The 24,054-nt window shown below is 44.5% G+C and carries 28 protein-coding genes; 21 read left to right on the plus strand and 7 right to left on the minus strand.

The genetic code is table 11. The features are described 5' to 3' along the window. Nucleotides 1-103: 103 nt before the first annotated feature. The 5 genes from ACZIX4_RS08835 to ACZIX4_RS08855 all read left to right on the plus strand — a co-directional run bounded on the left by ACZIX4_RS08835 (nt 104) and on the right by ACZIX4_RS08855 (nt 5,618). Complete coding sequence (locus ACZIX4_RS08835; RefSeq protein ID WP_463335268.1) at nt 104-679, plus strand: Crp/Fnr family transcriptional regulator; 576 nt, start codon at nt 104-106, stop codon at nt 677-679. Nucleotides 680-1,037: 358 nt separating this feature from the next. Continuing rightward, complete coding sequence (locus ACZIX4_RS08840; protein ID WP_463335269.1) at nt 1,038-2,453, plus strand: antibiotic biosynthesis monooxygenase; 1,416 nt, start codon at nt 1,038-1,040, stop codon at nt 2,451-2,453. Between the two features lie 105 nt (nt 2,454-2,558). Continuing rightward, nucleotides 2,559-3,374, plus strand: coding sequence for a DJ-1/PfpI/YhbO family deglycase/protease (locus ACZIX4_RS08845; protein WP_463335270.1), 816 nt, complete (start codon nt 2,559-2,561; stop codon nt 3,372-3,374). Nucleotides 3,375-3,506: 132 nt separating this feature from the next. Next, nucleotides 3,507-4,616, plus strand: a complete 1,110-nt coding sequence (locus ACZIX4_RS08850; protein WP_463335271.1) for an alkene reductase — start codon at nt 3,507-3,509, stop codon at nt 4,614-4,616. Nucleotides 4,617-4,628: 12 nt separating this feature from the next. Beyond that, nucleotides 4,629-5,618, plus strand: coding sequence for an aldo/keto reductase (locus tag ACZIX4_RS08855; protein ID WP_463335272.1), 990 nt, complete (start codon nt 4,629-4,631; stop codon nt 5,616-5,618). Nucleotides 5,619-5,792: 174 nt separating this feature from the next. Here the strand turns inward: ACZIX4_RS08855 and ACZIX4_RS08860 are convergent, their stop codons facing one another. Next, entirely contained in the window at nt 5,793-6,368 is a 576-nt protein-coding gene (locus ACZIX4_RS08860) for a Crp/Fnr family transcriptional regulator (RefSeq protein WP_463335273.1), read from the minus strand. 189 nt (nt 6,369-6,557) lie between these two features. Here ACZIX4_RS08860 and ACZIX4_RS08865 point away from each other — a divergent pair, with 189 nt between their 5' ends. The 8 genes from ACZIX4_RS08865 (at nt 6,558) to ACZIX4_RS08900 (ending at nt 12,166) form a co-directional block, all read left to right on the plus strand. Then, complete coding sequence (locus ACZIX4_RS08865) at nt 6,558-7,100, plus strand: hypothetical protein (protein WP_463335274.1); 543 nt, start codon at nt 6,558-6,560, stop codon at nt 7,098-7,100. A gap of 120 nt (nt 7,101-7,220) precedes the next feature. After that, entirely contained in the window at nt 7,221-7,448 is a 228-nt protein-coding gene (locus ACZIX4_RS08870) for a 2TM domain-containing protein (RefSeq protein ID WP_463335275.1), read from the plus strand. 3 nt (nt 7,449-7,451) lie between these two features. Continuing rightward, on the plus strand, nt 7,452-8,015 hold the full coding sequence (locus ACZIX4_RS08875; RefSeq protein WP_463335276.1) for a cupin domain-containing protein: 564 nt from the start codon (nt 7,452-7,454) through the stop codon (nt 8,013-8,015). Between the two features lie 17 nt (nt 8,016-8,032). Then, nucleotides 8,033-8,590, plus strand: coding sequence for a carboxymuconolactone decarboxylase family protein (locus ACZIX4_RS08880; protein WP_463335277.1), 558 nt, complete (start codon nt 8,033-8,035; stop codon nt 8,588-8,590). Nucleotides 8,591-8,735: 145 nt separating this feature from the next. Beyond that, nucleotides 8,736-9,590, plus strand: coding sequence for an alpha/beta fold hydrolase (locus tag ACZIX4_RS08885; protein WP_463335278.1), 855 nt, complete (start codon nt 8,736-8,738; stop codon nt 9,588-9,590). 7 nt (nt 9,591-9,597) lie between these two features. Next, nucleotides 9,598-10,065 (plus strand): peroxiredoxin, encoded by a 468-nt coding sequence (locus tag ACZIX4_RS08890; RefSeq protein WP_463335279.1) that lies wholly within the window; start codon nt 9,598-9,600, stop codon nt 10,063-10,065. Nucleotides 10,066-10,071: 6 nt separating this feature from the next. Next, nucleotides 10,072-10,662: a Crp/Fnr family transcriptional regulator gene (locus ACZIX4_RS08895; protein WP_463335280.1), complete on the plus strand. Its 591-nt coding sequence runs from the start codon at nt 10,072-10,074 to the stop codon at nt 10,660-10,662. Between the two features lie 121 nt (nt 10,663-10,783). After that, complete coding sequence (locus ACZIX4_RS08900) at nt 10,784-12,166, plus strand: exonuclease domain-containing protein (RefSeq protein ID WP_463335281.1); 1,383 nt, start codon at nt 10,784-10,786, stop codon at nt 12,164-12,166. Nucleotides 12,167-12,225: 59 nt separating this feature from the next. On the opposite strand, the gene ACZIX4_RS08905 is transcribed toward ACZIX4_RS08900, so the two are convergent. The 3 genes from ACZIX4_RS08905 to nadC are packed head-to-tail and all read right to left on the minus strand — an operon-like array spanning nt 12,226 to nt 14,466. After that, complete coding sequence (locus ACZIX4_RS08905; protein ID WP_463335282.1) at nt 12,226-12,654, minus strand: DUF2147 domain-containing protein; 429 nt, start codon at nt 12,652-12,654, stop codon at nt 12,226-12,228. Nucleotides 12,655-12,675: 21 nt separating this feature from the next. Further along, entirely contained in the window at nt 12,676-13,605 is a 930-nt protein-coding gene (locus ACZIX4_RS08910) for a YihY/virulence factor BrkB family protein (protein WP_463335283.1), read from the minus strand. Nucleotides 13,606-13,608: 3 nt separating this feature from the next. Then, complete coding sequence (gene nadC / locus ACZIX4_RS08915; RefSeq protein ID WP_463335284.1) at nt 13,609-14,466, minus strand: carboxylating nicotinate-nucleotide diphosphorylase; 858 nt, start codon at nt 14,464-14,466, stop codon at nt 13,609-13,611. 301 nt (nt 14,467-14,767) lie between these two features. Here nadC and ACZIX4_RS08920 point away from each other — a divergent pair, with 301 nt between their 5' ends. Both ACZIX4_RS08920 and ACZIX4_RS08925 read left to right on the plus strand, forming a co-directional pair. Then, complete coding sequence (locus ACZIX4_RS08920) at nt 14,768-16,003, plus strand: GAF domain-containing sensor histidine kinase (protein ID WP_463335285.1); 1,236 nt, start codon at nt 14,768-14,770, stop codon at nt 16,001-16,003. Between the two features lie 78 nt (nt 16,004-16,081). Then, the gene (locus tag ACZIX4_RS08925) at nt 16,082-17,002 is read left to right on the plus strand and encodes a helix-turn-helix transcriptional regulator (protein ID WP_463335286.1); all 921 of its coding nucleotides are present in this window, start codon (nt 16,082-16,084) and stop codon (nt 17,000-17,002) included. A 21-nt stretch (nt 17,003-17,023) separates the two neighbouring features. On the opposite strand, the gene ACZIX4_RS08930 is transcribed toward ACZIX4_RS08925, so the two are convergent. The 3 genes from ACZIX4_RS08930 to ACZIX4_RS08940 form a co-directional block, all read right to left on the minus strand. Then, on the minus strand, nt 17,024-17,398 hold the full coding sequence (locus tag ACZIX4_RS08930) for a VOC family protein (RefSeq protein WP_463335287.1): 375 nt from the start codon (nt 17,396-17,398) through the stop codon (nt 17,024-17,026). Between the two features lie 89 nt (nt 17,399-17,487). Beyond that, nucleotides 17,488-18,399 (minus strand): bifunctional metallophosphatase/5'-nucleotidase, encoded by a 912-nt coding sequence (locus ACZIX4_RS08935; RefSeq protein WP_463335288.1) that lies wholly within the window; start codon nt 18,397-18,399, stop codon nt 17,488-17,490. After that, nucleotides 18,399-19,184, minus strand: coding sequence for a 5'-nucleotidase C-terminal domain-containing protein (locus tag ACZIX4_RS08940; RefSeq protein ID WP_463335289.1), 786 nt, complete (start codon nt 19,182-19,184; stop codon nt 18,399-18,401). The genes ACZIX4_RS08935 and ACZIX4_RS08940 overlap by 1 nt, the downstream gene beginning before the upstream one ends. Nucleotides 19,185-19,241: 57 nt before the next feature. On the opposite strand from ACZIX4_RS08940, the gene ACZIX4_RS08945 reads away from it, so the two are divergent. The 6 genes from ACZIX4_RS08945 to porD all read left to right on the plus strand — a co-directional run bounded on the left by ACZIX4_RS08945 (nt 19,242) and on the right by porD (nt 24,052). Further along, entirely contained in the window at nt 19,242-19,754 is a 513-nt protein-coding gene (locus tag ACZIX4_RS08945; RefSeq protein ID WP_463335290.1) for a DUF6913 domain-containing protein, read from the plus strand. 2 nt (nt 19,755-19,756) lie between these two features. After that, nucleotides 19,757-20,659: a 4-hydroxy-tetrahydrodipicolinate synthase gene (dapA, locus tag ACZIX4_RS08950; RefSeq protein ID WP_463335291.1), complete on the plus strand. Its 903-nt coding sequence runs from the start codon at nt 19,757-19,759 to the stop codon at nt 20,657-20,659. A gap of 160 nt (nt 20,660-20,819) precedes the next feature. Further along, nucleotides 20,820-21,626, plus strand: coding sequence for an outer membrane protein assembly factor BamD (locus ACZIX4_RS08955; protein ID WP_463335292.1), 807 nt, complete (start codon nt 20,820-20,822; stop codon nt 21,624-21,626). Between the two features lie 10 nt (nt 21,627-21,636). After that, the gene (locus tag ACZIX4_RS08960; protein ID WP_322623834.1) at nt 21,637-21,954 is read left to right on the plus strand and encodes a DNA-directed RNA polymerase subunit omega; all 318 of its coding nucleotides are present in this window, start codon (nt 21,637-21,639) and stop codon (nt 21,952-21,954) included. Between the two features lie 9 nt (nt 21,955-21,963). Beyond that, nucleotides 21,964-23,175 (plus strand): bifunctional phosphopantothenoylcysteine decarboxylase/phosphopantothenate--cysteine ligase CoaBC, encoded by a 1,212-nt coding sequence (gene coaBC, locus ACZIX4_RS08965; RefSeq protein ID WP_463335293.1) that lies wholly within the window; start codon nt 21,964-21,966, stop codon nt 23,173-23,175. Beyond that, entirely contained in the window at nt 23,168-24,052 is an 885-nt protein-coding gene (gene porD / locus ACZIX4_RS08970) for a type IX secretion system protein PorD (protein WP_463335294.1), read from the plus strand. The genes coaBC and porD overlap by 8 nt, the downstream gene beginning before the upstream one ends. Nucleotides 24,053-24,054: the final 2 nt, after the last annotated feature.

A 24,054-nucleotide genomic window follows, 5' to 3' on the forward strand; every position in this document is an offset into this window, starting at 1 on the left:
TTTATAATAAATATGTAGTATTTGTAGTGAATAATGCAGCGTATTTTTTAGTAATTTTATCTGTAATTGTAAGTAACCTTCAAAACAGGCAAGACAACAACTTATGGATAAATTCAGGAGGCATATTGAGGAAATAACCCCGGTTACCGATGAAGAGTTTGAATACATAAAAACATTCTTTACAGAAAAGAAAGTACGCAAACACCAGTACCTTATACAAGAAGGCGATAAGGTAACCAGTGATTACTGGATTGTAAAGGGAATTTTCCGTGCGTTTTACCTTGATAAGGAAGGGAAGGAGTACATAGTGCAGTTTGCGCTGGAAAACTGGTGGCTGTCTGACTATAATGCCTTTTTTAACCAGGGCGATGCCTGTGTCAATATCATTTGTATGGAAGAAGCCGAGGTACTGTGCATTACACTTTTTTCGCGCGAAAAGCTGGCTTCCGAACTCCATAAAATGGAACATTTTTTCAGGATGAAGCTTACTAAGGGGTATTCGGCACAGCAGCGCCGTATTATGTCATTGCTTTCGGGCAACCCGAAACAACGTTATGAGGAATTTGCAGCGCTTTACCCTACCATAATGCAGAAGATACCAAAAAAATATATTGCAGAATACCTTGGCGTAAGCCGCGAAACCCTTAGCAGGTTGTATACTGTAAGTACTGTGAAATAGCAGTGTATGGATAAGTGTGATTACCGTCACACTTTTTTTGTGATTTGGCTCCTCGCACAGGGGCATGGCTGTGTTCTAATTTTGACATATAAAATTAAAACACCTGATGCCATGGAACTTTTACTTAAAAACAAGATTGTTTTATCTGTCCCCGCTTTTTCAGATAGCAGGGGAAACTTTATTACTGCCGCAACAGACGTAAAGGCCTGCACTAAAAGTGTGATTTCAGTCACACTTTTATAGTGAGCCTGCTCAACTTCCACCTCGTGTATAAGCCTGAAATTTGTTTCAGATAATACGATTAAAAACAACAACGAAAATCAAGTCAATTAAAATCATCATTAAAAGAAACAGTGTTATGAAAGCACCAATGATAATACAAAAACTGGCCCTTGTACTCGCAGTACTGTTAATGCCTGCCTACAGGGCCGATGCCCAAAATACAGTGAACATGAAAAAGAAAATTTTATTTGTAGTAACAAGCCACGACAAAAAAGGCGATACCGGCGAGCCGACAGGCTATTACCTGTCGGAGGTATCGCACCCGTGGGATGTGCTTGTAAATGCCGGGTACGAAATAGACTTTGTAAGCCCTAAAGGCGGCAAGGCCCCGGTAGACGGATTTAACCTGGCCGATGCGGTAAACAAAAAGTTTTGGGATGATGCCGTGTACAGGAAAAAGATAGAGAACACCCTGAAACCCCAACAGGTAAAACCTGAAGATTACGCAGCCATACACTATGCAGGCGGTCATGGCGCCATGTGGGATTTGGCCGATAATGCCGAACTGGCTAACATCGCTGCTAAAATCTACACAAACGGTGGTGTGGTTAGTGCGGTGTGCCACGGTCCTGCGGGATTGGTAAATATTAAGCTGCCTGATGGCAAGTACTTAGTAGACGGTAAAAAAGTGAACGCTTTTACCAATGAAGAGGAAGTTGCAGTAAAACTTGATAAGGTAGTGCCTTTTTTACTGGAATCGAAGCTGATAGAACGTGGTGCCAAATTTGAAAAATCAGGTTTATGGCAAACCCATGTGGTGGCCGACCAAAGGCTGGTAACAGGGCAAAACCCGCAATCGGCTAAGGCGTTGGGAGAGGCCGTACTGGAACAGCTTGGCTACATAAAAGCTACCGGAAGGCTCACAAAGTATGAGGTTAAACCCGGACAAGAAAAGCTTTTGCAAAAAGCACTGTCAACTTATGTAACTGCTTCTATCACTAAAGATGCAAATATTATGGCTGAAGCCTATTATGAGCAGGACAAACCTACTATACTGTGGCTTATAGAACGCTGGGACAGCAAAGCTGCATTGCAAAGCTTTGAAAAAGGTGAGCAGGCAAAAGCGCTTGAAAAAGTTGCAGCTAAAGCTTTGGCACAACCGGTAAAAGGATATAATGTAAACGACCTGGAGCCACTTACCAGGCAACAATGGCGCAGGCCTGCCAAAGCTACCGACAGCCCGCTTGTAGTGATGCTGTTTGTAGATGCCAAACCCGGCACACAACAACGCTTTACAGATACATACCACATAGCCATGCCACAGTTCAGGAGTGAGCCGGGCGTTGTTACCTACCAGCTTTCGGCAGTAGAAGGAGATGACACGCAGTTTGTAACATTTGAGAAATTCAGGAGCCCCGATGCGTTCCAGTACCATCTTAACTTCCCGCCCATTAAACCGGTAATAGAGTACCTGGAAACAAGCATTAAGAAACCGCCATTCCAGCAGGGGCTTCACAATCTTATAGAGTTTGCCCCGCTAACCAGGGAATAACAAACAATAGTAGTTCTTAACCAAAGTCAACAGTATACCATAAGCATACATAATAGTTTTGACATCATAAAATCAACAATTAAAAATTTTAAAACATTAGAAATCATGAAAAATTTAAAACAAATCATTGCAGCAGGCCTATTCAGTATCTCAGCAGTATTTACGGTACAGGCACAGGTTAAAGTAAAAGCAGACCACGTTACCGACCACGAACTGGAAGTACTGAACCAGCTGGCTTCACCGGCAGTAGTATCGGTAATGCCTGTATCGCAATTGCTTAATGCCCCGGGTAACGAAGCGCTGAGGTCGTTCTTCTTTACACAGGTAAAAGATAAAACTGTACTGAAAGGTAAAAGGATAGCGGTATTAGCCGCCGATGGCTTTGAAGAAATAGAACTATTAGGCCCGGTATGGTACTTCAGGGAACTGGGTGCACAGGTAGATATTGTGGCACCTAAATACAATCCTGCACCGGCACGCTACGGCCTTAGCAGCCCCGAAATGGCAAAGACACACATTATGGCCATACAATACCTGCAACCGGTAGGCTGGATAAAATTTGACCGTACTGCCGACCAGATAAAAGTAAGCGACTATGATGCCGTATTTATTCCCGGTGGTGCATGGAACCCCGATAACCTTAGGTACGACAAAGATGTTATCAAGTTCCTACAGGATTTCAACAAATCAGGGAAGCTGATAGCAGCCATCTGTCACGCGCCGGTAGTACTTGCTTCGGCAGACATACTTAAAGGCAGGAAACTTACAGGTTACTGGAACATACAGGTAGACCTTAAAAATGCAGGCGGTATAGTATCAGACGTTCCGGTGGTGGTAGACGGTAACATCATTACCAGCAGGCACCCCATAGATGTGGCTGATTTTTCTAAAGCGGTAGAAAACTGGCTGATAAAAAAATAAAGATTTAAGATTACAGAAGGGCTTACAAGGCGGGAGGTTTACAACGCGGCCTCCTGTCACCGCAAGCCCAGATAACGGGAGATATGCCGGCCCCGTAAAAAGCAGGCAGGTACAGATAATTTAAGATATAAAATGACAACAAATATTTTCGGGCCTGCAACGATAGGTTCGCTACAACTGAAAAACCGTATTGCTATGGCACCTATGACAAGGGCCCGTAATGCAGACGGTATACCCAATGAAAACAATGCATTATACTACGCACAGCGTGCAGGGGCAGGGCTGATTATTACCGAAGGCACTGCAATATCAGACACTGCAAAAGGCGTACTTTACATCCCGGGCCTTTATACAAAAGAACAGGCAGAAGGCTGGAAAAAAGTAACCAAAGCGGTACACGAAAAGGGGAGTACCATATTTACACAATTATGGCATGTGGGCAGGGTATCGCACACCTCTAACCAGCCGGGCGGTATAGCCCCTGTAGGCCCATCGGATATCCAGGCGGAAACTTCTTTCGCATGGGGTTATGACGAAAATGGCAAAGAAGGCCCGGTGCTTTCTTCAAAACCAAAAGCGCTTAGTACCACAGCGATTAAGCAGGTGGTGAATGATTTTGCCAATGCTGCCAAAAATGCCATGGAAGCCGGTTTTGACGGAGTGGAGCTGCACGGCGCTAACGGTTACCTTATAGAACAGTTCCTGAATCCTTTTGTAAACAACCGCACTGATGAATATGGCGGAAGCATAGAAAACCGCTCAAGGTTTTTGCTGGAAGTTGCAGATGCTACAATTGAAGCCGTAGGCAGTGATAAGGTGGGCATAAGGCTTACCCCATATGGAGGCCTTGGAGACCTGCCTCATTACGATGAACTTGAAGCTACGTATGAATACCTGGCGCAGGAACTTGCCAAACGAAATGTGGTATACATCCACCTTATGGACCAAAAGTCTAAAGGCAGCCATGCGTTACCCGAAGGTTTTTTGGAACGCTTCCGCACTTGGTACAAAGGGGTGATAATCCTTGCAGGCAGCATGGACAGGGAAAAATCTGAAGCGCTTATTAATGCCGGAACTATAGATATAGCGGGCTTTGGCGAGCCGTTCATTTCGAACCCCGACCTAGTGGAACGCCTGCAAAACAACTGGGAGCTTACCCAGCCCGACCGTAACCTTCATTACGGCCTTGGCAACCACGGCTATACCGACTGGCCGACATACAAACAAGCGGTAACAATTTAAAAAAACAATAAAATGGAATACAGGAAATTAGGAGATTCTGATCTCCGCCTTTCAGAGATAACATACGGCAGTTTTGCCATAGGCGGTACCATGTGGGGCGGCACTGAAAAGAAAGATGCTGCCGAAGCCATAACCGCATCAATAGATAACGGTGTTACCACCATAGACACCGCACCGTTTTACGGTCTGGGTTTCAGTGAAGAGCTTATAGGCGAAACCATTAAGGGTATGGATCGTTCTAAAATACAGCTGCTTACAAAATTTGGTATGGTGTGGGACGGTAGCAACAACGGGCATGGCGATTTTATGTGGAACCAGGAAAACGAAGGCAAAAGTTACCCAATTTACAAATATGCTTCAAAAGCCAATGTGATTAAGGAAGCCGAAGAAAGCCTGAAACGCCTGAGGACTGATTATATAGACCTGCTACAACTGCATTGGCCTGATTCTACCACACCGATAGACGAAACCATGGAAGCGCTGCAATTGCTTATAGCACAAGGTAAAATACGTGCAGCGGGCGTAAGTAACTACAACAAAAGCCAGATGCTGGAAGCGCAGGAAACCATAAAGCTGGCCTCTAACCAAATGCCATACAGCATGCTGAACCGTGGCATAGAGAAAGAAGTGGTTCCGGCGGCTATAGCAAACAACATTGGTATTATAGCCTACAGTCCGCTGGAAAGGGGATTGCTTAGCGGTAAATATTTTAACGGCGAACATCTTAAAAGTGATGACCACCGCAACAGTTATTTCGGGCAGTTTGATCCTGGAAAAGTGCAGGGCTTTCTTAATAAGATAGCGCCCATAGCACGGGAAAAAGATGCCACATTAGCCCAACTAGTGCTTAAATGGACTACCCGGCAGCCCGGTATTACCGTAGTGCTTGCCGGTGCCAGGAATGCCGCACAGGCTGTGAGTAATGCCAAAGCAGCCGACATCAACCTTACCACAGAAGAACTGAATTTTATAGCCGCCGAACTTGACAGGCAGTTTGCATAAACCACCAAAGGTTATTATGTATTAAAATTGTAATATTAAAATGACTTTTGTATTAAAATTTTAATACATGAATTGATGATTAGGTGTTTTTAGGTTACGTAAGGCAGGGGTGTACAGGTACTAAGCATGGTACCGGTATTATCCTTGCCTTTTATTATATCAAAATCAATTATATTATTTCCCCAATATCCTTTTACGCAGCCTGCTCAGCGATTCGGGCTTAATGCCGATGTATGATGAGAGCTGGTTTTGCGAAACCATCTGGAACAGGTACGGCTGTTTCTCTAAAATAGTTTGGTAGCGTTCTTCCGGTGTCTGGAAATGGAGCATTTCTTCGCGGTCAATGATTTGCAGGTAGCTGGATTCTGCTATAAGCCTGCCAAATTTACACCAGTTAGCAGACTGGTCATACACCTTCTGTATCTCTTCATATTCCAGTGCTATAACATTAGAATTTTCCATGGCCCGCCAGTAACACAGGCAGGGCTTTTGGGTAATAAAGCTGGTAAAATCAACCATAAAGTCGTTAGCCATAGCAAAGCGGCTGTTGATTTCGTTTCCCCTGTAATCTACAAAAAACATCCTGAAAAACCCGCTTTCCACAAAGTAAACGTGGCGGCATACCTGCCCCTGTTCCAGGAGGTTGGTATCTTTTTTAACCACTATTCGGTTTATAAGCGGCAGTATAAGGCTGTACTCATCATCGGGCATGGGTACAAACGATGTAATAACTGCTTTAAGCGGATCCATAGCAGGGTGATTTAAGTTTTATGTGCTGATGCAAATACCGGCACAATTGCAAATATAACCATTTCAGTTCTTAACCGAAGTCAACGGTACGGCAGTTGCAGCCGGGCTACCTTTGCTATGTAAATATACTGAAAACCAGTTTGTTTACAGGAGTATAATCAAACTATTAATCATTCAATATTATTAATCATGAAAACGTACCTAAAAAAATTTAAAGCACCCCTAACCAAATATTCAGACAGGTATATGACAAGTTTCCCTGTGCACCTGCCTGCCGCTCAAATAGACCTTGGCAAGTGGATTGCAGAAATGACCGAAGCAGATTATACCTCATACTCACCGGCGCATGTTGCCATGAATAGCCATACAGAAGGCGCTACCCAATTTACTACGAACGTAGAAAACATAGGGGCCGACCAGATAGTGCAGCACTATACGGTACAACACAGCGATAAAAACCACATTTTGCTATACTCTGCAAAATCTGACGTGTACATAATGCGGTTTATTCCGGTTTCGGTAGGCGTGCCCTGGGAAATGCAGATAAGGCCCATAACAGAAGATACCAGTGAGTTTGTATGCATGTTCGGGATAGATTTCCCTAACAAAATACTGCAAACGGCTTTTGCGCTACACGGCCTTGGAGGATTGTTTTTAAAGAAACACCTCAAAAAAGAAGGCGCTGCATTTGCCCGTGATATTGAACAGAAATTCGGCAAAAAGAAACAATAAATACACTTCCGTTCTTAACCAAAGTCAACGGTATACCCAGTAAACCAAACGTAACTTTGAAGTGTAAATAAGCTGTAATACAGCACGTTTTAAAATAATAACCACAAAAAACATTTTATCATGAAAACAAAGTACAACACTAATGCAAAAGCAAAAAATGCAGCATTAGGATTCCGCATCCACCTTTTAGCCTTTTTAGTTGCTACGCCCATAAACTTCCTGGTGTGGTATTTAACCGATACATACCCTTGGCCGCTGTGGTCTACACCGGCCTGGGCAGTGGGCATAGTATTCCACTATTTGGGAGTATTTGTATTTAAAAATAAAAAACAACTAAAAACTGCATAAGCCATGGAAACGAATAACACATTCAGGCGCGTTGTTACCGGCCACGATACCGAAGGCAAGGCAATAGTATTATCTGACGCTACACCCGAGCGTACCTACATGGTAGGCGGGCCAAACGGAGCCAAATTTTATGAGGTGTGGAATACCCGCGAAACCCCTGCACTGATAACCCGCGAGGCGGAAGATACCGAAACCGCTTTGGTATTAGGCCCTCCGCAAAACGGTACGCGCATACGGGTGATAGACTTTCCGCCGGAAAGCGATGAAATACGCAACCTTAGCAAAGAGCAGGCTTCGGCAACCTTTAAGACGATGGGGGGTGAAGCAGCTTCTAAAGCAGGTAATGGCGCACCGCACCCACTAATGCACCGCACCGAAACTGTAGATTACGGTATAGTACTGGAAGGGGAACTTACACTGGTACTTGATACAGATGAAACCACCCTTAAAGCGGGAGATATAGTAGTGCAGCGCGGTACTAACCATGCCTGGGCTAACCGGACAAGTAAACCGTGCCGTGTGGCCTTTATACTGGTAAGCGGCCGTTTTGAGGAAGGGCTTCGTTAAACGTAAATAACACTGATATGCGAGTAGCTCCACTAAACCCGAAAGACATGGACCCGGAAGTGCTGTATGTACACAATGAGGTGCTAAGCCTCATTACCCGTAGCCAGGGACCTGTAAAAATGACCAATGAGGCCGGTGAACTCACAGGCCCATTCCCGCCCATGCTACGCTTCCCGCAGTTTGGTATACCGGCACTCAGCTTTGTACGCTCATTAGACACACACATGACATTGCCAAAGAAACTGCGAGAAGTAGCCATACTTACGGTAGCAGCCGCTTTCGGTTCACGTTTCGAACTGTATGCCCACGAAATTATGGCAGCACATTTTGGTTTTTCAAAAGCTGAGGTCGCTTCACTGGCGTCGGGATTCCGCCCTGATGGGCTGGACGAGCAGGAAGCCATTGCCTACGAGATAGCACAGGTATTGGCAAAAGGCGGTATTGTACCTGCTTCGGCTTACGCCAGGGCTATAGACTTGCTGGGCAATGATGGCACTGCAGAGCTTATCTTCCTTATAGGTGCTTATGCACTGCTGGCTATGGTACTGAACGGTTTTGATGTATCGGCTACCTGATGCTGTAAACCCATGATAACCTACTCTCTACAAAATATTTTTTACGCAAAATGCACTTAAGTGAAAAACCACATCGCCGGATAAGCGCAATTTTGTACCTGAAAATGAAACAAGTTTAACAACAGATTTTAAAAAAGTAAAAACAATGAAATCATTTAAAATTAATCCTAAAAAATCCGTGAGAACGGTAACCAAGCTTTTCATGCTGCTGTTTACCACAGCCATGCTGGCTTCATGTTCTGATGACGATAAGGCGGCATCTGCTGCAAAAGCACCGGTAGTACTGGTACACGGCGGATGGCAGGCCGACTACGTGTGGGAACAGACAAAAACCGAACTTACCGCTGCCGGTTACCGTGTAAGCGTAGTAAAACTTCCGGGCCATGGTGAGGACAACACACCTGCCCACGAAGTGACATTTAAAGCCTATGTAGACCAGGTAAAAGCAGCAATTAATGCTTACAATGAGCCTGTAATTTTGGTAGGGCACAGCCTTGGTGGTGCTATCATTACACAAACTGCTTCTGAATTACCGCAGAAAATCAGCAAGCTGGTATATGTAGCCGGTTTTGTACCACAAAGCGGAAAAAGCGTGCTTGACTATTCGCAGATGGATCCGGGATCGCTACTGCCACCGGCACTGCAACTGTCTGAAGACCACACCCAGGCCGGTATTATAAACCCTGAGGTAAACCTGCCTAAAATATTTTGCCAGGACGGTACCGATGCACAAAAGCAATACCTTGTAGCGCGTTATAAGGCTGAGCCTACAATACCGCTGGGTACCCCGCTGAATTATACTACTGAAAACTATGCTGCAGCTGGCAAAAAGTACTATATCTTTACTACGGCAGACCAGGCTATTACTTATGGTTTCCAACAGCAAATGGCAGCAGCGGCAGGTATTACTGATACCTATACCATAAACGCCGGCCACAGCCCGTTTATATCTAAGGCTACCGAGCTTACTGCACTGATTAAAAAGATTGCAAAAAAATAATGCACCAATGAGCACAAAAAGAAAATCGACTATTGATGTCGGCGATAAAATCCCTGCATTTTCATTAAAAGACCAGTTTGGTAACGATTTTAATGTATACGAAAACCTTGGGCAAAAACTGGTTATCTACTTTTACCCGAAAGATGAAAGCGGGGTTTGTACCAAAGAAGCCTGCTCCTTCAGGGACAGCTATAAGTACTTTGAAGATAAAGGGGCAAAGGTAATCGGTATCAACTCAGGCAGTGTGGAAAGCCACAGGAATTTTGCCGGTCATCATGGGTTGAACTTTACGTTGCTCAGCGATCCGGGTAATGAAGTGCTGAAAGCCTTCGGGATTAAGAACGTGCTGTTCCTTACCGGGCGCGAAACTTTTGTAACAGACGAAACAGGCACAGTAGTATTCAGGTACCGCGGTTTTTTAAACGGCGATGCCCATGTAGACAAAACGCTGGCTTTCTTAGAATCAGGAAAATAAATTAGTATGGAAGGCAATACAGAATATTTACAATCGGTATTGGCGCCATTTGCAGGGCTTACGGATGATGATTTATCCGTAAGCCTTCCCTTTTGGCGTAAACGCAGCATACCGAAAGGCAATTTTTATAACCGCCAAAATGTAGTGTGCCAGGACCTGGGCATAGTACTTAAAGGTATTTTCAGGGTGTATTATTATGACCCGGCAACGGATGAGGAGCGTAATATCTTCTTTTTTTCGGAAGGGCAGTTTATAGTATCGTTCCGCAGCTTTATTTACCAGCATGCGTGCAACTATTTTATAGAAGCGCTGGAGGATGCCGAAATACTGTACATTTCGTATACTGACCTGCAAAGCCTGTATGTTCAGTACAAGCCTTGGGAGCATTTTGGCAGGCTGCTTGCCGAACATTTCTTTAACCAGTCGCAAGGCAGGGCAGAAGACCTGCTTTTCCTTACACACGAGCAGCGTTACCTTGACCTTACAGCGCAGCACCCCGATATAGTGCAGCGGGTGGCGTCGTTCCACATAGCCTCGTACCTTGGTATTAAAAACCAGTCGCTCAGCCGTATAAAAAAACGGCTTTTAAAATCATAAATAACTACACAAGCGATTATTATCACAGTTGCTGCCATCATCTGCTATAGTTAAATTTACTGTTGCCGTTTCAGGTTTTGCTAAAAATGTGTATTATTACCCTTTGGCTAACAGTACGGATATGAAGAGGGAATATGCCATAGTAGATATAGAAACCACAGGCGGAAATGCCGGTGGCAGCCGCATTACAGAAATTGCTATTATTATACATAACGGTACCCATGTACTGGAAACATGGGAAACGCTTATCAATCCGCAAAAGGAGATACCGCTCCCCATCTTTGCCCTTACAGGGATTACCAATGAAATGGTGCGCCATGCCCCCATATTTGACGATGTAGCCGAAAAAGTGCTGGAACTGCTTACCGGGCGCATTTTTGTAGCGCACAATGTAAACTTTGATTATTCATTTATACGGCACCAGCTTGAAGAAGCAGGGTTTAAATGGACTGCACGCAAACTCTGTACGGTGCGCGCCGCCCGAAAAATAAAACCGGGCCTTCATTCCTATAGCCTGGGCAACCTGTGCCGCGCGTTAGATATCCCCCTTGAAAACCGGCACCGTGCAGGTGGCGATGCTGCTGCTACTGCAATACTTTTCACCCAATTACTGCAATGGGATACCCTTGGCGAAATAGACAAAATGGTGAAGAATACTGCGCAGGACCAACGCCTGCCGCCCAACCTTCCGCCTGAAGATTTTGAACAGCTTCCGCAAAAGCCCGGTGTGTATTATTTCTATAATAATGCAGGTAAGGTAGTGTATGTAGGCAAAGCGGTCAACTTAAAAAAGCGGGTGGCATCGCATTTCAGCGGGCATAAAATAACGCCGCAACGCCAGTATTTCCTCAGGGATATTTACCGTATTTCTTATGAGGTATGCGCTACAGAACTTATGGCGCTGCTGCTGGAATGTACCGAAATTAAAAAGCTGTGGCCGGTATACAATACTGCCTTAAAGCGCTTCGACCCAAAGTTTGGGTTGTATGAATATGAGGCACGTAACGGTTACCGCTACCTTGCTGTGGGCAGGCTTGCTAAGCACCAGTCGGGTATAGAGGTTTTTAATTCGGAATACGAAGGTATTAACCTGCTGCGTAGCCTGGCACAGCAATTTGGCATAGACCACAGGTTTTGTAAATACAGGAGGCCTATAGAAGGTGAAATGTTGCACATTCATGACCGTACCAACTTACCCGATACCGTTGACCATAATAGTGCTGTAGCCGAAGCCATTGCTTTTGTAAGCAGCAACAGGCCAAGCTTTGCCATAATAGATAAAGGCAGGACTGCCGACGAGCGCAGTTGTGTATGGGTGGAAAACGGGCATTTTTACGGCATGGGCTACATACCTTATGATATTGGGTTTACACAGGCTGCTGAGGTAAAAAATTATGTAACGCCTTATAAGAGTAACCAATATATAATGCAGCTGCTGTACAGCTTTGCGCAGAAATATCCGGGGAAAGTAATGTATGATAAGGAGGAAGTTGAAAGGGCATAGCCGTAAAATTTAAATGCTGTACCCCGAAATTTTCAAGATACAGCATTTAAACAATGGTTTTATTTTACCCTTACCCAGGTTTGGGTACGGCCTAAAAGCGAAATACCCATGTAACCGCGTACTTCAAGTTTGTCTTTTTCGGCCAGTTTTATGGTGCAGCTGTATAGCTTGCCCTTGTTAGGGTCCAGTATATCACCATCAGTATATTCGTCGCCGTCTTTGGTAAGGCCCTTAATAATTACAAGGCCCAGGATAGGCTTGTCTTTATCGGCACCCTTACAGTTCTGGCATTTTTTGTCTTTTTTGGCAGGGTTCAGTATCTCAATGACCTTACCGTAAATTTTGCCGTTTTCTTCGTAAATCTGTACAATACTTTTGGCTTCGCCGGTTTCATCGTCAAAGGTTTTCCACTTACCGGTGATTTGCGCCGAAACTGATAAGATGCCCATAAAGGCTATCATCAGGAATGTTAAAAATGATTTGTTCATAATTATAGCTGTTAATTAATGCTAAATATACAAATTTTTCCGTTTCAGCTTCTGGATGAGGGCGTTTAATTCGAACCCAAGCAGCAAAATAAAACAGTTAATGTATATGTACAGCATTAATACAAGCAGCGTGCCAATAGACCCGTACAGTTCGTTGTATTTGCTAAAACGCTCTACGTAAATACCAAACCCATATGAAGTAAGGCCGAAAAGCAACGTACTGAATACCGAACCATAACTGAAAAATGAACTATGGCGTCGGCTCTCTGTAGTGGCAAACTTAAACAGTATGCTGGTGGTAAGCAGTATCATCAGTACAAGGAAGGCATAACGGCCTATCTGTAACAGCTGTACTTCGGCAGGGATGTAGTATTTGGTACTCAGCTGCCTTATGATAACCTCAAAAACGATTATAGAAGATACCGTAATGATAAGCAGTACGGTAAGCAATAACGACAACGCTATGGAAATGGCGTATTTATGGAAATAACTGCGCCGTACCGTGATGTGCATACTGCTCTGGAAACCGCTGAGTATGGCATTTACCCCATTGCTCATAAACAGTATAGATAGCAATATACCCGTACTAAGCAGGCTTTTGTGGCTGTTCAGTAATATGTCGGTAAGTATATTGGCTATGGCATCGTAGGTATTTGGCGGCACGTTATCGGCTACAAACTGCATAAAGTCTTCCTGGAAGTTTTGCAGTGGTATGTAGGGGATAAGGTTCAGTATAAACAGCGCGAACGGGAACAGCGACATAAAGAACGTAAACGCAATGGCACCGGCGCGGTAAGCTACATCGCCGTTTATAATACCGGTAATGTACAGCTCCAGCAGGTGGTATAGCGTAAGCCCGTCTGAATACGGCAGGCGTATGCTTTTCCCCAGCCGCACCAAGTGTTTTACCACAGGTATGCGTTCCAGTTTATGTTCCAGTTCTACAGACATGTATTAAAAAGCTTTCAGGCTCAGGTCCATATTGTATACCGAGTGGGTAAGCGCCCCACTCGAAATGTAGTTGACCCCACATTCGGCATAGTGGCGCATGGTAGTTTCGTTAATACCGCCGCTGCTTTCCGTCTGGCAGTAATCGCCTATAAGGGTTACGGCCTTGCGGGTAGTTTCATAATCGAAATTATCCAGCAGTATGCGGTGTATGCCGGGGTTGGCTATGATTTCGCGTACCTCGTCAATATCGCGTGCTTCCACGATAATCTTCAGGTCGAGGTTGTTTTCTTTAAGGTACTGTTGCGTTTTTTGTATGGCCTGCGTTATACCGCCAGCAAAATCGATATGGTTGTCTTTCAGCATTATCATATCGTACAGGGCAAAGCGATGGTTTTCGCCGCCGCCTATTTTTACGGCCCATTTTTCCAGTGCACGTATACCGGGAGTGGTTTTGCGGGTATCAAGTACACCCGTACCCGTACCGGCCAGCAGGTCTACATATTTCTTGGTTTTGGTGGCTATGGCGCTCATACGCTGCATGGCATTCAGCACCAGGCGCTCGGCTTTAAGGATGCTTTGGCTGGAACCGTGTACGTGGAAGGCTACATCGCCATATTTTACGGGGGTACCGTCCTGTATAAAAACTTCGGTAGTAAGGTTAGGGTCTACGTAAGCGAGTACCTTCAGTGCAAAATCCACGCCTGCCAGTATGCCGTTGTCTTTAACCAGGAGCTTGGCGCGGCCTGTGGCTTCGGCGGGTATGCAGGCAAGGGAAGAGTAATCGCCGGGGCCTACGTCTTCGCGAATGGCATTGGCTATAATAAGGTTCAGTTCAGTTTCAAATTGTTGCTGAGAAATCATTGGTTTATATATTGTAGGGCTAAGTTAGGGATAAGAATTAGAAATTAGAAATTAGAAGCCAGAAATTAGAGACCAGACTTTGAAACCTTCTACCAAATGAACAAATCCACAAATGGACACATCCACATCGAATCACCGTATAACCAAATAACCGCATCACCTTCTACCAAATCACCGCATCCACATCCTACTAAGACATTTCCTAAATTTATTATAACATTTGTAAGGTTACATTAACGTTTGAAATAATAATCGTACATTCGGGGTACAATTTGGCATTTCCTGTATTCTTAAAACCATTATGTCATATACAAAACCGGTTAATTTAATCCCGAACAACGACCGTGAGCGTGTAGAAAAACTACGCGATTACCAGATACTCGATACCCACTCTGAAGATACGTTTGATAAAATAGCCCTTATGGCGTCGCAGGTATTTAATGCGCCCATAGCCCTTATAAGCTTTGTAGACGAGGACAGGGTGTTTTTTAAATCGAACCTGGGGCCGTTTGCGGTAAACGAGGTGCCGCGTAACCAAAGCATGTGTGCACTGTCTATACTGGAGGACGGGGCTACAATTTACCTTGATACTCATAAGGAACCCGAATTACGCCAGTTTCCACATGTAATTGCCGAAAATGATGCCATACGTTTTTATGTAGGGGCATCGCTAAAATCACCTGAAGGGTACAATGTGGGGACGCTTTGTATAGGCGATTTTTCGCCACGCCTGCATGTAGATGATACACAGGTGGAAATGCTGCGGACCCTTGCTACCATTATCATTGATAAGCTGGAAAACCGCCTCAGATACCGTAAATCTGTAGAATCGCAGATTAACCTGATGAACATTGCCCTGCACGAGATAAAGAACCCGCTGGCAAGTATAAAGCTGGCCAACGAAATTATTACTAAGAATCCTGCCAGTACCGATAAAATGACGGTCAACATTAAATCGGCAGTAGAGAACATACAGAAAAGGCTCGGCGACTACCTGGCACACAGCGAGCTTGAAGAGCGCGACGAACTGCTTACCATAGATGAGGTAGACCTTCGTGATATGTTTAAGCGGCTGGTTAATAGTTTCGAGCTTTTGGCAGGCCGTAAAAAACAGGTGATTGAGCTTTTTGTAGAAGAAACATTACCGCCCATTGAGGCCGACCGCAATAAAATATCAGACGTGTTGCACAACCTGCTGAGCAATGCCATAAAATACAGCTATCATAGTACTGTTATAAAGGTATCGGCACGCGAGGCCGGTAACTATGTGCATATAGAGGTAAAAGATCAGGGGCAGGGGCTAAACCTGCAGGATTTGCAGAAGCTGTTTACCAAATTTGCCAAACTGAGTAGTAAACCCACAGGAAAAGAAACCAGTAACGGCCTTGGACTAAGCATTACCAAATCGTTTGTGGAGCTGCACAGGGGTAACATTTACGCCATGAGCCCCGGTAAAGAAAAGGGTACTACGTTTATAGTGTCGCTCCCTTTCAGGCACAGGCCACCTGAGGAAGACGGGGGTGGGGCAGATGCTTAATATTGGGTAAATTAACACGTTTATACTTTTTATATACGGTTGTTTTTATTAAATTACATCGTTTTAGTGTAATGGAATATGAACAACCGAAAAGCCTTACTGGATAAGCCGGCCCTAACCGGCGAACGCTCGCTGAAAACCCTTGTAGAGAACCGCACCGTTTATTCGCTGGATAACTGTGAACTTAACCTTTTTGAAACCTATCAGGAAAGCATATTGGTGCCGCTTAAGTTTAACGACCTGGTGGTAACAAGCATGTTGCGAGGTAAAAAGGTAATGCATCTTTTTGACGACCCGGAGTTTGAATACCTGCCCGGTGAAACGGTGATAGTTCCCGGTAATGTGGAAATGAAGATTGATTTCCCTGAGGCTTCGGTAAATAACCCTACACAATGCCTGGCGCTGGCCATAGACCACGGTAAAATTCACGAAACGCTGAATTTCCTTAACGAACGCTACCCTAAAGAGGAAGCCGACGGCTGGCACCTGAACCACGAAAACTACTTTTTTTATAATAATACAGAGCTTGCCGCCACGCTGAATAAGCTGATACGCGAGTGTATGGGTATCAGTGTTACTAAAGATGCGCTGGTAGACCTTGCCTTGCAGGAGCTTTTGGTACGCATAGTGCAAACGCAAACTGTGCAGCGTATAGATACCGGTAAAGCGCTTGATGCCAATAGCCCCATTATAGCCATAACCGAATACATCCGTGCGAATATAACCAACCCGATTAACCTGAAGGATATGAGCGAAAAGGCGTGTATGAGTACCACGAGCTTTTACCGCTACTTTAAGCGCGAACTGGGTATGAGCCCTATAGAGTTTATCCTGAATGAAAAGATAAAGCATGCCAAAAGCCTGCTGAAGAACCCGGGTATACAGGTTAACGAGGTGTGTTTTATGGCGGGTTTTGACGACTGTAATTATTTCATCCGCATCTTTAAAAAGTATGAGGGCATTACCCCAAAACAATACCAGCTGCTTAACGTAGGGTAATCTTCTATTTTAAATTCTGAATTATAAATTTTGAATTAAAACCATCACCAACCCAAAGCCATCAGGGTCTTTATAACTCACCCCGTTTGTATTCCAGTAGGGGTTTTTGGCAGGTATACGTTGGGTTATAGTGTCTAAATAGCGCAGTGCTTGCTTGTATAGCGTTTCGTCTTCATAATAAAACACAAGGAGGTCGTCATCGTTGGGTGAGTGGTGCACACGCTCAGTGCTTTGGGTAAATTCCAAATGCCAACTGTCGCCCGGTCTTCCTATAAAAATACCGTCATAGCCATCATGCCCTTCAAAACTGCCAAGTACAGCCATTTCGGGCAATCCACTATAAAATGCGGCTATTGCATTTAAGTTATCGGTATGGCGTGCTATACGAAATTTCACTTATTCAGTTTTAATGTTTTAGTAAGACTAAAGATAAAAAGAAAAGACCCGCAGAAGTGTGGGCCTTGTTTTATATACATCGGTGAACGTTACACAACCAGTGTACGTCCGCTGCCCGACAGTTTGCCATTTTCAAAAGTAAGGTCTATACGGCCCACGTTTACGCCGTAGCAGCCCACCTGGTTTATCATCACTTCCTTGCCGTCCAGGTTTTTCTGTATGTACGGTTTTTTCAGGAAGGTGTGGGTGTGCCCGCCTATAATAAGGTCGATGTTCTTTGTAGTGCGGCCCAGCACAAGGTCGCTCACTTTTTGTGGTTCGTTATCGTAGATGAACCCAAGGTGGCTCAGGCAGATAACAAGGTCGCACTTGTGATCTACCTTCAGTATGCGGCTCATATCCTGCGAAATCTCGATAGGGTTGAGATACTTGGTTTCCTTAGATAACTTTTTGTCAACCAGCCCCTGTAACTCGACGCCCAAACCGAAAATACCTATCTTCAGCCCGTCTTTTTCGAATATCTTATAGGGTTTTACAATGCCATCCAGCACCGTATTTTTAAAATCATAATTAGCCGACACAAAATCGAATTTGGCATGGGGCAACTGCTTATAAAACCCATCAATGCCATTGTCGAAATCGTGGTTGCCCATAGTGCCCAGGTCATACTTCAGCATGCTCATCAGCTTCATTTCCAGTTCGCCGCCGTAGTAGTTAAAGTAAGGCGTCCCCTGAAAGATATCGCCTGCATCCAGCAGCAGTACATTCTTTTCTTCGGCGCGTACCTTTTCAATCAGCGCAGCCCTGCGTGCCACGCCACCCTTATCCGGAAACTTAGGGTCATCTACCGGGAATGGGTCTATATGGCTGTGCACATCGTTAGTATGCAGTATGGTAAGCTTTTTTATTTCCGGCTCAGGGCCAAAGCTGCTCAGCGAAAGCCCGCCCAGTACAAGGGCACTCCCCGCTGCCGATTTCTGTATAAAATCCCTTCTTTTCATTACTTGTCCTGTATTATGCGTTCGGTCCTGATGATGGGCAGGGTATCTACTTCCTTAAAATAATCTATGAACAGGTTGCGCAGCTTGTAGTCAAGGTCGTACTTCTGTGTGCCGGCAGCAAAAAATACCATGCTGTCGCCGCCGTTGCTCAGGTAGTCGTTAGTAGCCACAAGGTAGGTTTTGGTAGCAATAACCCCTTTGCCCTGTACCGTTACGCTTTTCATAGAACCGTCAGGCGCTATGTGTATTTCCATGCCGCTAAGCGGGTGCGGTTTCTTCTCTTTCAGCAGGTACTGTGCCATTTCAAAAATCTGTGTACCCTTAAGTGCTATTACCACCAGCGAGTTTTCAAACGGCATAATTTCGTAGGCATTACGCGCTGTGATGTTGCCCTTTGGCAGTATAGAACGTATACCACCATGGTTTAATAACGTTATATCTACGTGCAGGCTGTGGCGCTGCATCATCAGTCTGTCAGCTTTGTCAAATACTACGTCGGCCTCAAAGTTGCCTATGGTGGTTTGCCATCCCTTTATGCTTTTAGACTTGTCCATGGTTTCGGGGCAGTAGGCCAGCACGCTGTCCAGGTCTTTGTCTATATGCTCACGGAAGGGTTTTACATACGCGTCAATCTCGGCTACAGCAGGATATTCTGCCGATACCGGAAGCTGCTTACCTTCAATACGGCTGATGTGCTGCTTCGGTGTACAACCAAAAATTAAACAAAATGTTACAAATAACACAAACCTTGCGACTGCTGTGTTATAGTTTTTGTGTTTTAGCATTGATACTTGACCTTAAATTTGGTAATTTTGTTTTTCGGCAATAAAAGTACTATGTTTTTGAAGTTTATTAAAGATTTCAGCTTAAAAAAGAATATTAAAAATACATTAACAAACTATAAAGCCCCTGTTTCCGACAAGGCTATAGTTACGGTAGGTGTGTTGCTGGATGAGACGTACTTTGCCGGGCGCGAAGCACTTATAAAGGAAATCGCCTCTTACGGTGTAGCCGTGCATAATATAGAAACGCTGAGCTTCTTTGAGCGCGTAAAAAAGAAAGAGGTACCGCAGTGCTGCCACTTTTCGTATGCCGATGTAGGCCCCGGCGGAACGTTTACCAAAGAGGATGTAACCGCTTTTGTAAACAAACCGTTTGACCTGTTTATAAGCTACTACGATGTGCAGAAGCCGCCGTTAGCGCTTGTAACGCTGCAAAGCAAGGCTGTATTTAAGGCAGGCTTCAGTACTACCGACAGCCGCCTGCATACTTTTATGGTGGCCAGCCAGGTAGAGAAATACAAGGAATTTACAGCAGAGCTGTTTAAATATTTAAAGATTCTAAACAAATTATAACCATGCAATCGTTAGTTGGTACAGGAGTGGCGCTGATCACTCCGTTCAGGAAAGATTTTTCGGTAGATACCGAAGCCCTTGAAAGGGTGGTGAATTTCCAGGTGGAAAACGGGATAGATTACCTTGTGGTGCTGGGCACTACAGCAGAGGCGGCTACCCTGAGCAAGCAGGAGAAGGAGCTGGTTATAACTACTGTAATCAGGGCTAATGCAGGCCGCCTGCCATTAGTACTTGGAGTAGGGGGGAACAATACCCTTGAAGTGGTAGAAGAACTAAAAACCACCGACCTTTCTGCATTTGCAGCCATACTGTCGGTTTCACCATATTACAATAAGCCTACACAGGAAGGTGTTTACCAGCACTTTAAGGCTGTAGCCGGGGCTTCGCCAATACCGGTTATTCTATATAATGTGCCGGGTCGTACTGCAAGCAATATGGCGGTAGATACCGTACTAAGGCTGGCTAAGGATTTTAGCAATATTGTAGCCATAAAAGAAGCCGCCGGAGATATAGTGCAGGCTATGAAGCTGATTCAGCACAAGCCCGAAGGTTTCCTTGTAATATCCGGAGATGATATGATAACCCTGCCTATGGTACTTGCCGGTGGTGCGGGTGTAATATCGGTAATAGGTGAGGGCTTCCCTAAAGAATTTAGCCAGATGGTGCGCCTTGGCCTTGCCAAAAGGGCAGATGAGGCGTATGAAATACACTACCGCATTATGGATAGTATAGATATGATATTTGAACAGGGTAACCCGGCCGGTATCAAGGAGATATTTAGTGAGTTGGGCATCTGCGAAAACACAGTACGTTTGCCGCTGGTTAGCGTTAATGCCGACCTTGCAGCGCGCCTTAGTGCTTTTGTAAAGAAATTTTCGGCAAATACAGTAGCTGTTGGCGTATAACCACGCAATAAAAACGACAATTTACAGTTTAAAGGAAGGTGCCTTAAAAAGGCATCTTTTTTTGTAGGCACTGCCTGCGAAAATTTATTTTGTATTGTGTAATTATTAACTAACTTTGCGGTTGCTTTAAAATCTGCAACGGCAGGTACAACATTTATCTATGGTACGTATTTTTTATACATTAATATTAGCACTTCTATTAACTTCATGCAGCCAGTTCCAAAAGGCTCTGAAGTCAGACGACACAAAGTTGAAATACGATGTGGCAGAAAAAATGTATGAAAAAGAGAAGTATGCCAAGGCCATCCGATTGTTTGAACAGATAGCGCCGTCTTACCGTGGTAAGCCGCAAGCCGAAAAAATGTTCTACATGTACGCTATGGCGCTGTACAAAACCAAGCAGTATTACACAGCGGGTTACCAGTTTGAAAGCTTTACATCGAGCTATCCGCGCAGTACCAAGGCTGAGGAAGCAGCTTTCCTTGGTGCTAAGAGTTATTACTTCCTGTCGCCACGCTATTCGCTGGACCAGGTAGATACTTATAAGGCATTAGAAAAATTACAGGCTTTTATAGACAGGTATCCTAACAGTGAGTCTATGCCGGAGGCAAACCAACTGGTAATGGAACTAAGCCGTAAGCTGGAGAAAAAAGCCTACGAAATAGCTAAGCAATACTTTGATACTGCCGAATATTTCGGCGATTATAATGCGGCCTTTAAAACGCTGGATAACTTTATGCTTGATTTTCCTGGGACCGAACTTAAGGAAGATGCACTTTACCTGAAGTTTGAAGCATCATGCAGGCTTGCAATGAATAGTGTGGAAAGCAAGCTGAAAGACCGCCTTACCATAGCTAAGGAAAACTATGACGACCTGATTAAATACAGGCCTGATACAAAATATAAGGCAGATGCTGATAAGCTTCTGGCAACAATAAACACTGAATTAGAAAAAATTTCAAAATAATAAGCGCAGCATGGATTTAAAGAAAACAACCGCTCCCGTTAATACTATTACCTACAACAAGAACAAGATTGAAGAGAGCACAGGTAATGTATATGAGGCTATTACTATCATAGCAAAAAGGGCCAGCCAGATAAACACCGAAATTAAAAAGGAGCTTATCGAAAAACTGGAGGAGTTTGCTACTTATAACGACAGCCTTGAGGAAATTTTTGAAAACAAAGAGCAAATCGAAGTTTCTAAATTTTACGAAAAACTTCCTAAGCCACACGCACTTGCTGTGCAGGAATGGCTTGAAGGTAAAGTATACTACAAGGAACCAAACAAATAATATATAGCCATGTCTGTTTTACGCGGTAAAAAAATCTTACTCGGTATATCCGGGGGTATAGCCGCCTATAAAACAGCCACGCTGGTAAGGCTTTTTATAAGGGCAGGTGCGCATGTACAAGTAGTCATGACACCTGCCTCTAAAGATTTTATTACCCCCCTCACACTTTCCACATTATCTAAAAATCCGGTGCATTCTTCATTTTACAATGAGGAAGATGAAAATGCCGTATGGAACAACCACGTGGAACTTGGCCTTTGGGCCGACCTTTTTGTTATTGCCCCGGCCACGGCCAATACCATGTCTAAGATGGTTACCGGCAATAGCGACAACCTGCTTATAGCTACTTATCTTTCTGCGAAATGCCCGGTATACGTGGCCCCGGCCATGGATCTTGACATGTACCGCCATCCCAGTACCAAAGACAGTTTTGAAAAGCTCCAGGCTTTTGGCAATGTGATTATTCCTGCCGAAAGCGGCGAACTTGCAAGCGGGCTGTATGGCGAAGGCCGTATGGCTGAACCTGAGCATATTGTGGCTTTCCTTGAAAAGGATATAGAAAAGAAATTACCCCTTCGAGGAAAAAAAATACTGGTTACTGCGGGTCCCACATACGAACCGATAGACCCTGTGCGTTTTATAGGCAACCATTCATCCGGCAAGATGGGGTATGATATAGCACTTGCTGCTGCAAACGAAGGTGCCGAAGTGGTGCTGGTGAGCGGGCCTACGCATCTTACGCTAAGCCATGCTAATGTAACGTTGGTCAGGGTTACATCGAGTAGTGAAATGCATACTGCCTGCCATGAATATTTTGATGGCGTAGATGCTGCTGTAGCTGCCGCTGCCGTAGCCGATTACAGGCCAAAGCATGTAGCCAGCCAGAAGATTAAGAAAAACGACAGCAGCTTGGTATTGGAACTCGAAAAAACGACCGATATACTGGCTTCATTGGGCGAAAAGAAAAAAGGGCAGTTCCTGATAGGCTTTGCATTGGAAACGGAAAATGAAATTGAGCACGCAAAGGCTAAAATCCGGAAAAAAAACTTAGATTTGATAGTGCTTAATTCCCTGAACGATGCCGGTGCAGGCTTTGGGCACGATACTAATAAGGTTACCTTTATCAACAGCCGCTTTGAGGAAGAACCTCTTGAACTGAAACTGAAAGAGGAAGTGGCGAAGGATATTATTAATAAAATAAAAGAGCATTACAATGTATAAGTGGATAGCTGCCTTAACCATGCTGGTGTGCCTTAACCTACAGGCGCAGGAACTAAACTGTACCGTAATTATAAACTACGACCGTATTACCGACGGTAATGTGCAGGCTTTTAAAACGCTGGAAAAGGCCGCGCAGGATTTTATGAATACTACCCGCTTTACCACGCGTAATATTTCGCAGGGCGAGCGTATACAATGTACGCTGTTCTTTAGCCTTACGGCGTCTAAAAACAATGCTTTTTCGGCTACGTTACAGGTTAATGCGCTAAGGCCGGTGTATAACTCTACTTACACATCGCCTTTGCTTAACTATAGCGACAAGGACGTTTCATTTAATTATAACCAGGGTGAAAACCTTATTTATAATCCTACTACATTCGATTCTAACCTGGTATCGATATTGGCGTTTTATGCCAATATGATTATAGGGGTAGATGCCGACAGTTTTGCTGAAAAAGGCGGTACACCTTATTATGAGGTTGCCCAGGGTATAGTAACCACGGCGCAAAGCAGTGGCTACAAGGGCTGGACGGCACAGGACGGTAATATAAGCCGTTACTTTTTTGTGAACGATGTGCTGAGCAATACCTTCGACCCGTACCGTGAGGCCATGTACAGCTACCATCGTGATGGCCTAGATGTTATGGCTGAAGATACCAAAAAAGGCAAGGCTAAAGTTGCCGAAGCCATACAAACGCTTGGAGGCTTGTATAAAGTACGCCCTAATGCATTCCTGACGCGTATTTTCTTCGATGCCAAGTCTGATGAGATTGTACAGATATTCAGCGGAGGGCCTAACATGAGCATTACAGAACTGGGCGAAACACTAAACCGCATTTCACCCACCAATGCTGTTAAATGGAATAAGATAAAGTAGTA

Source organism: Flavobacterium niveum (genome assembly GCF_055231775.1).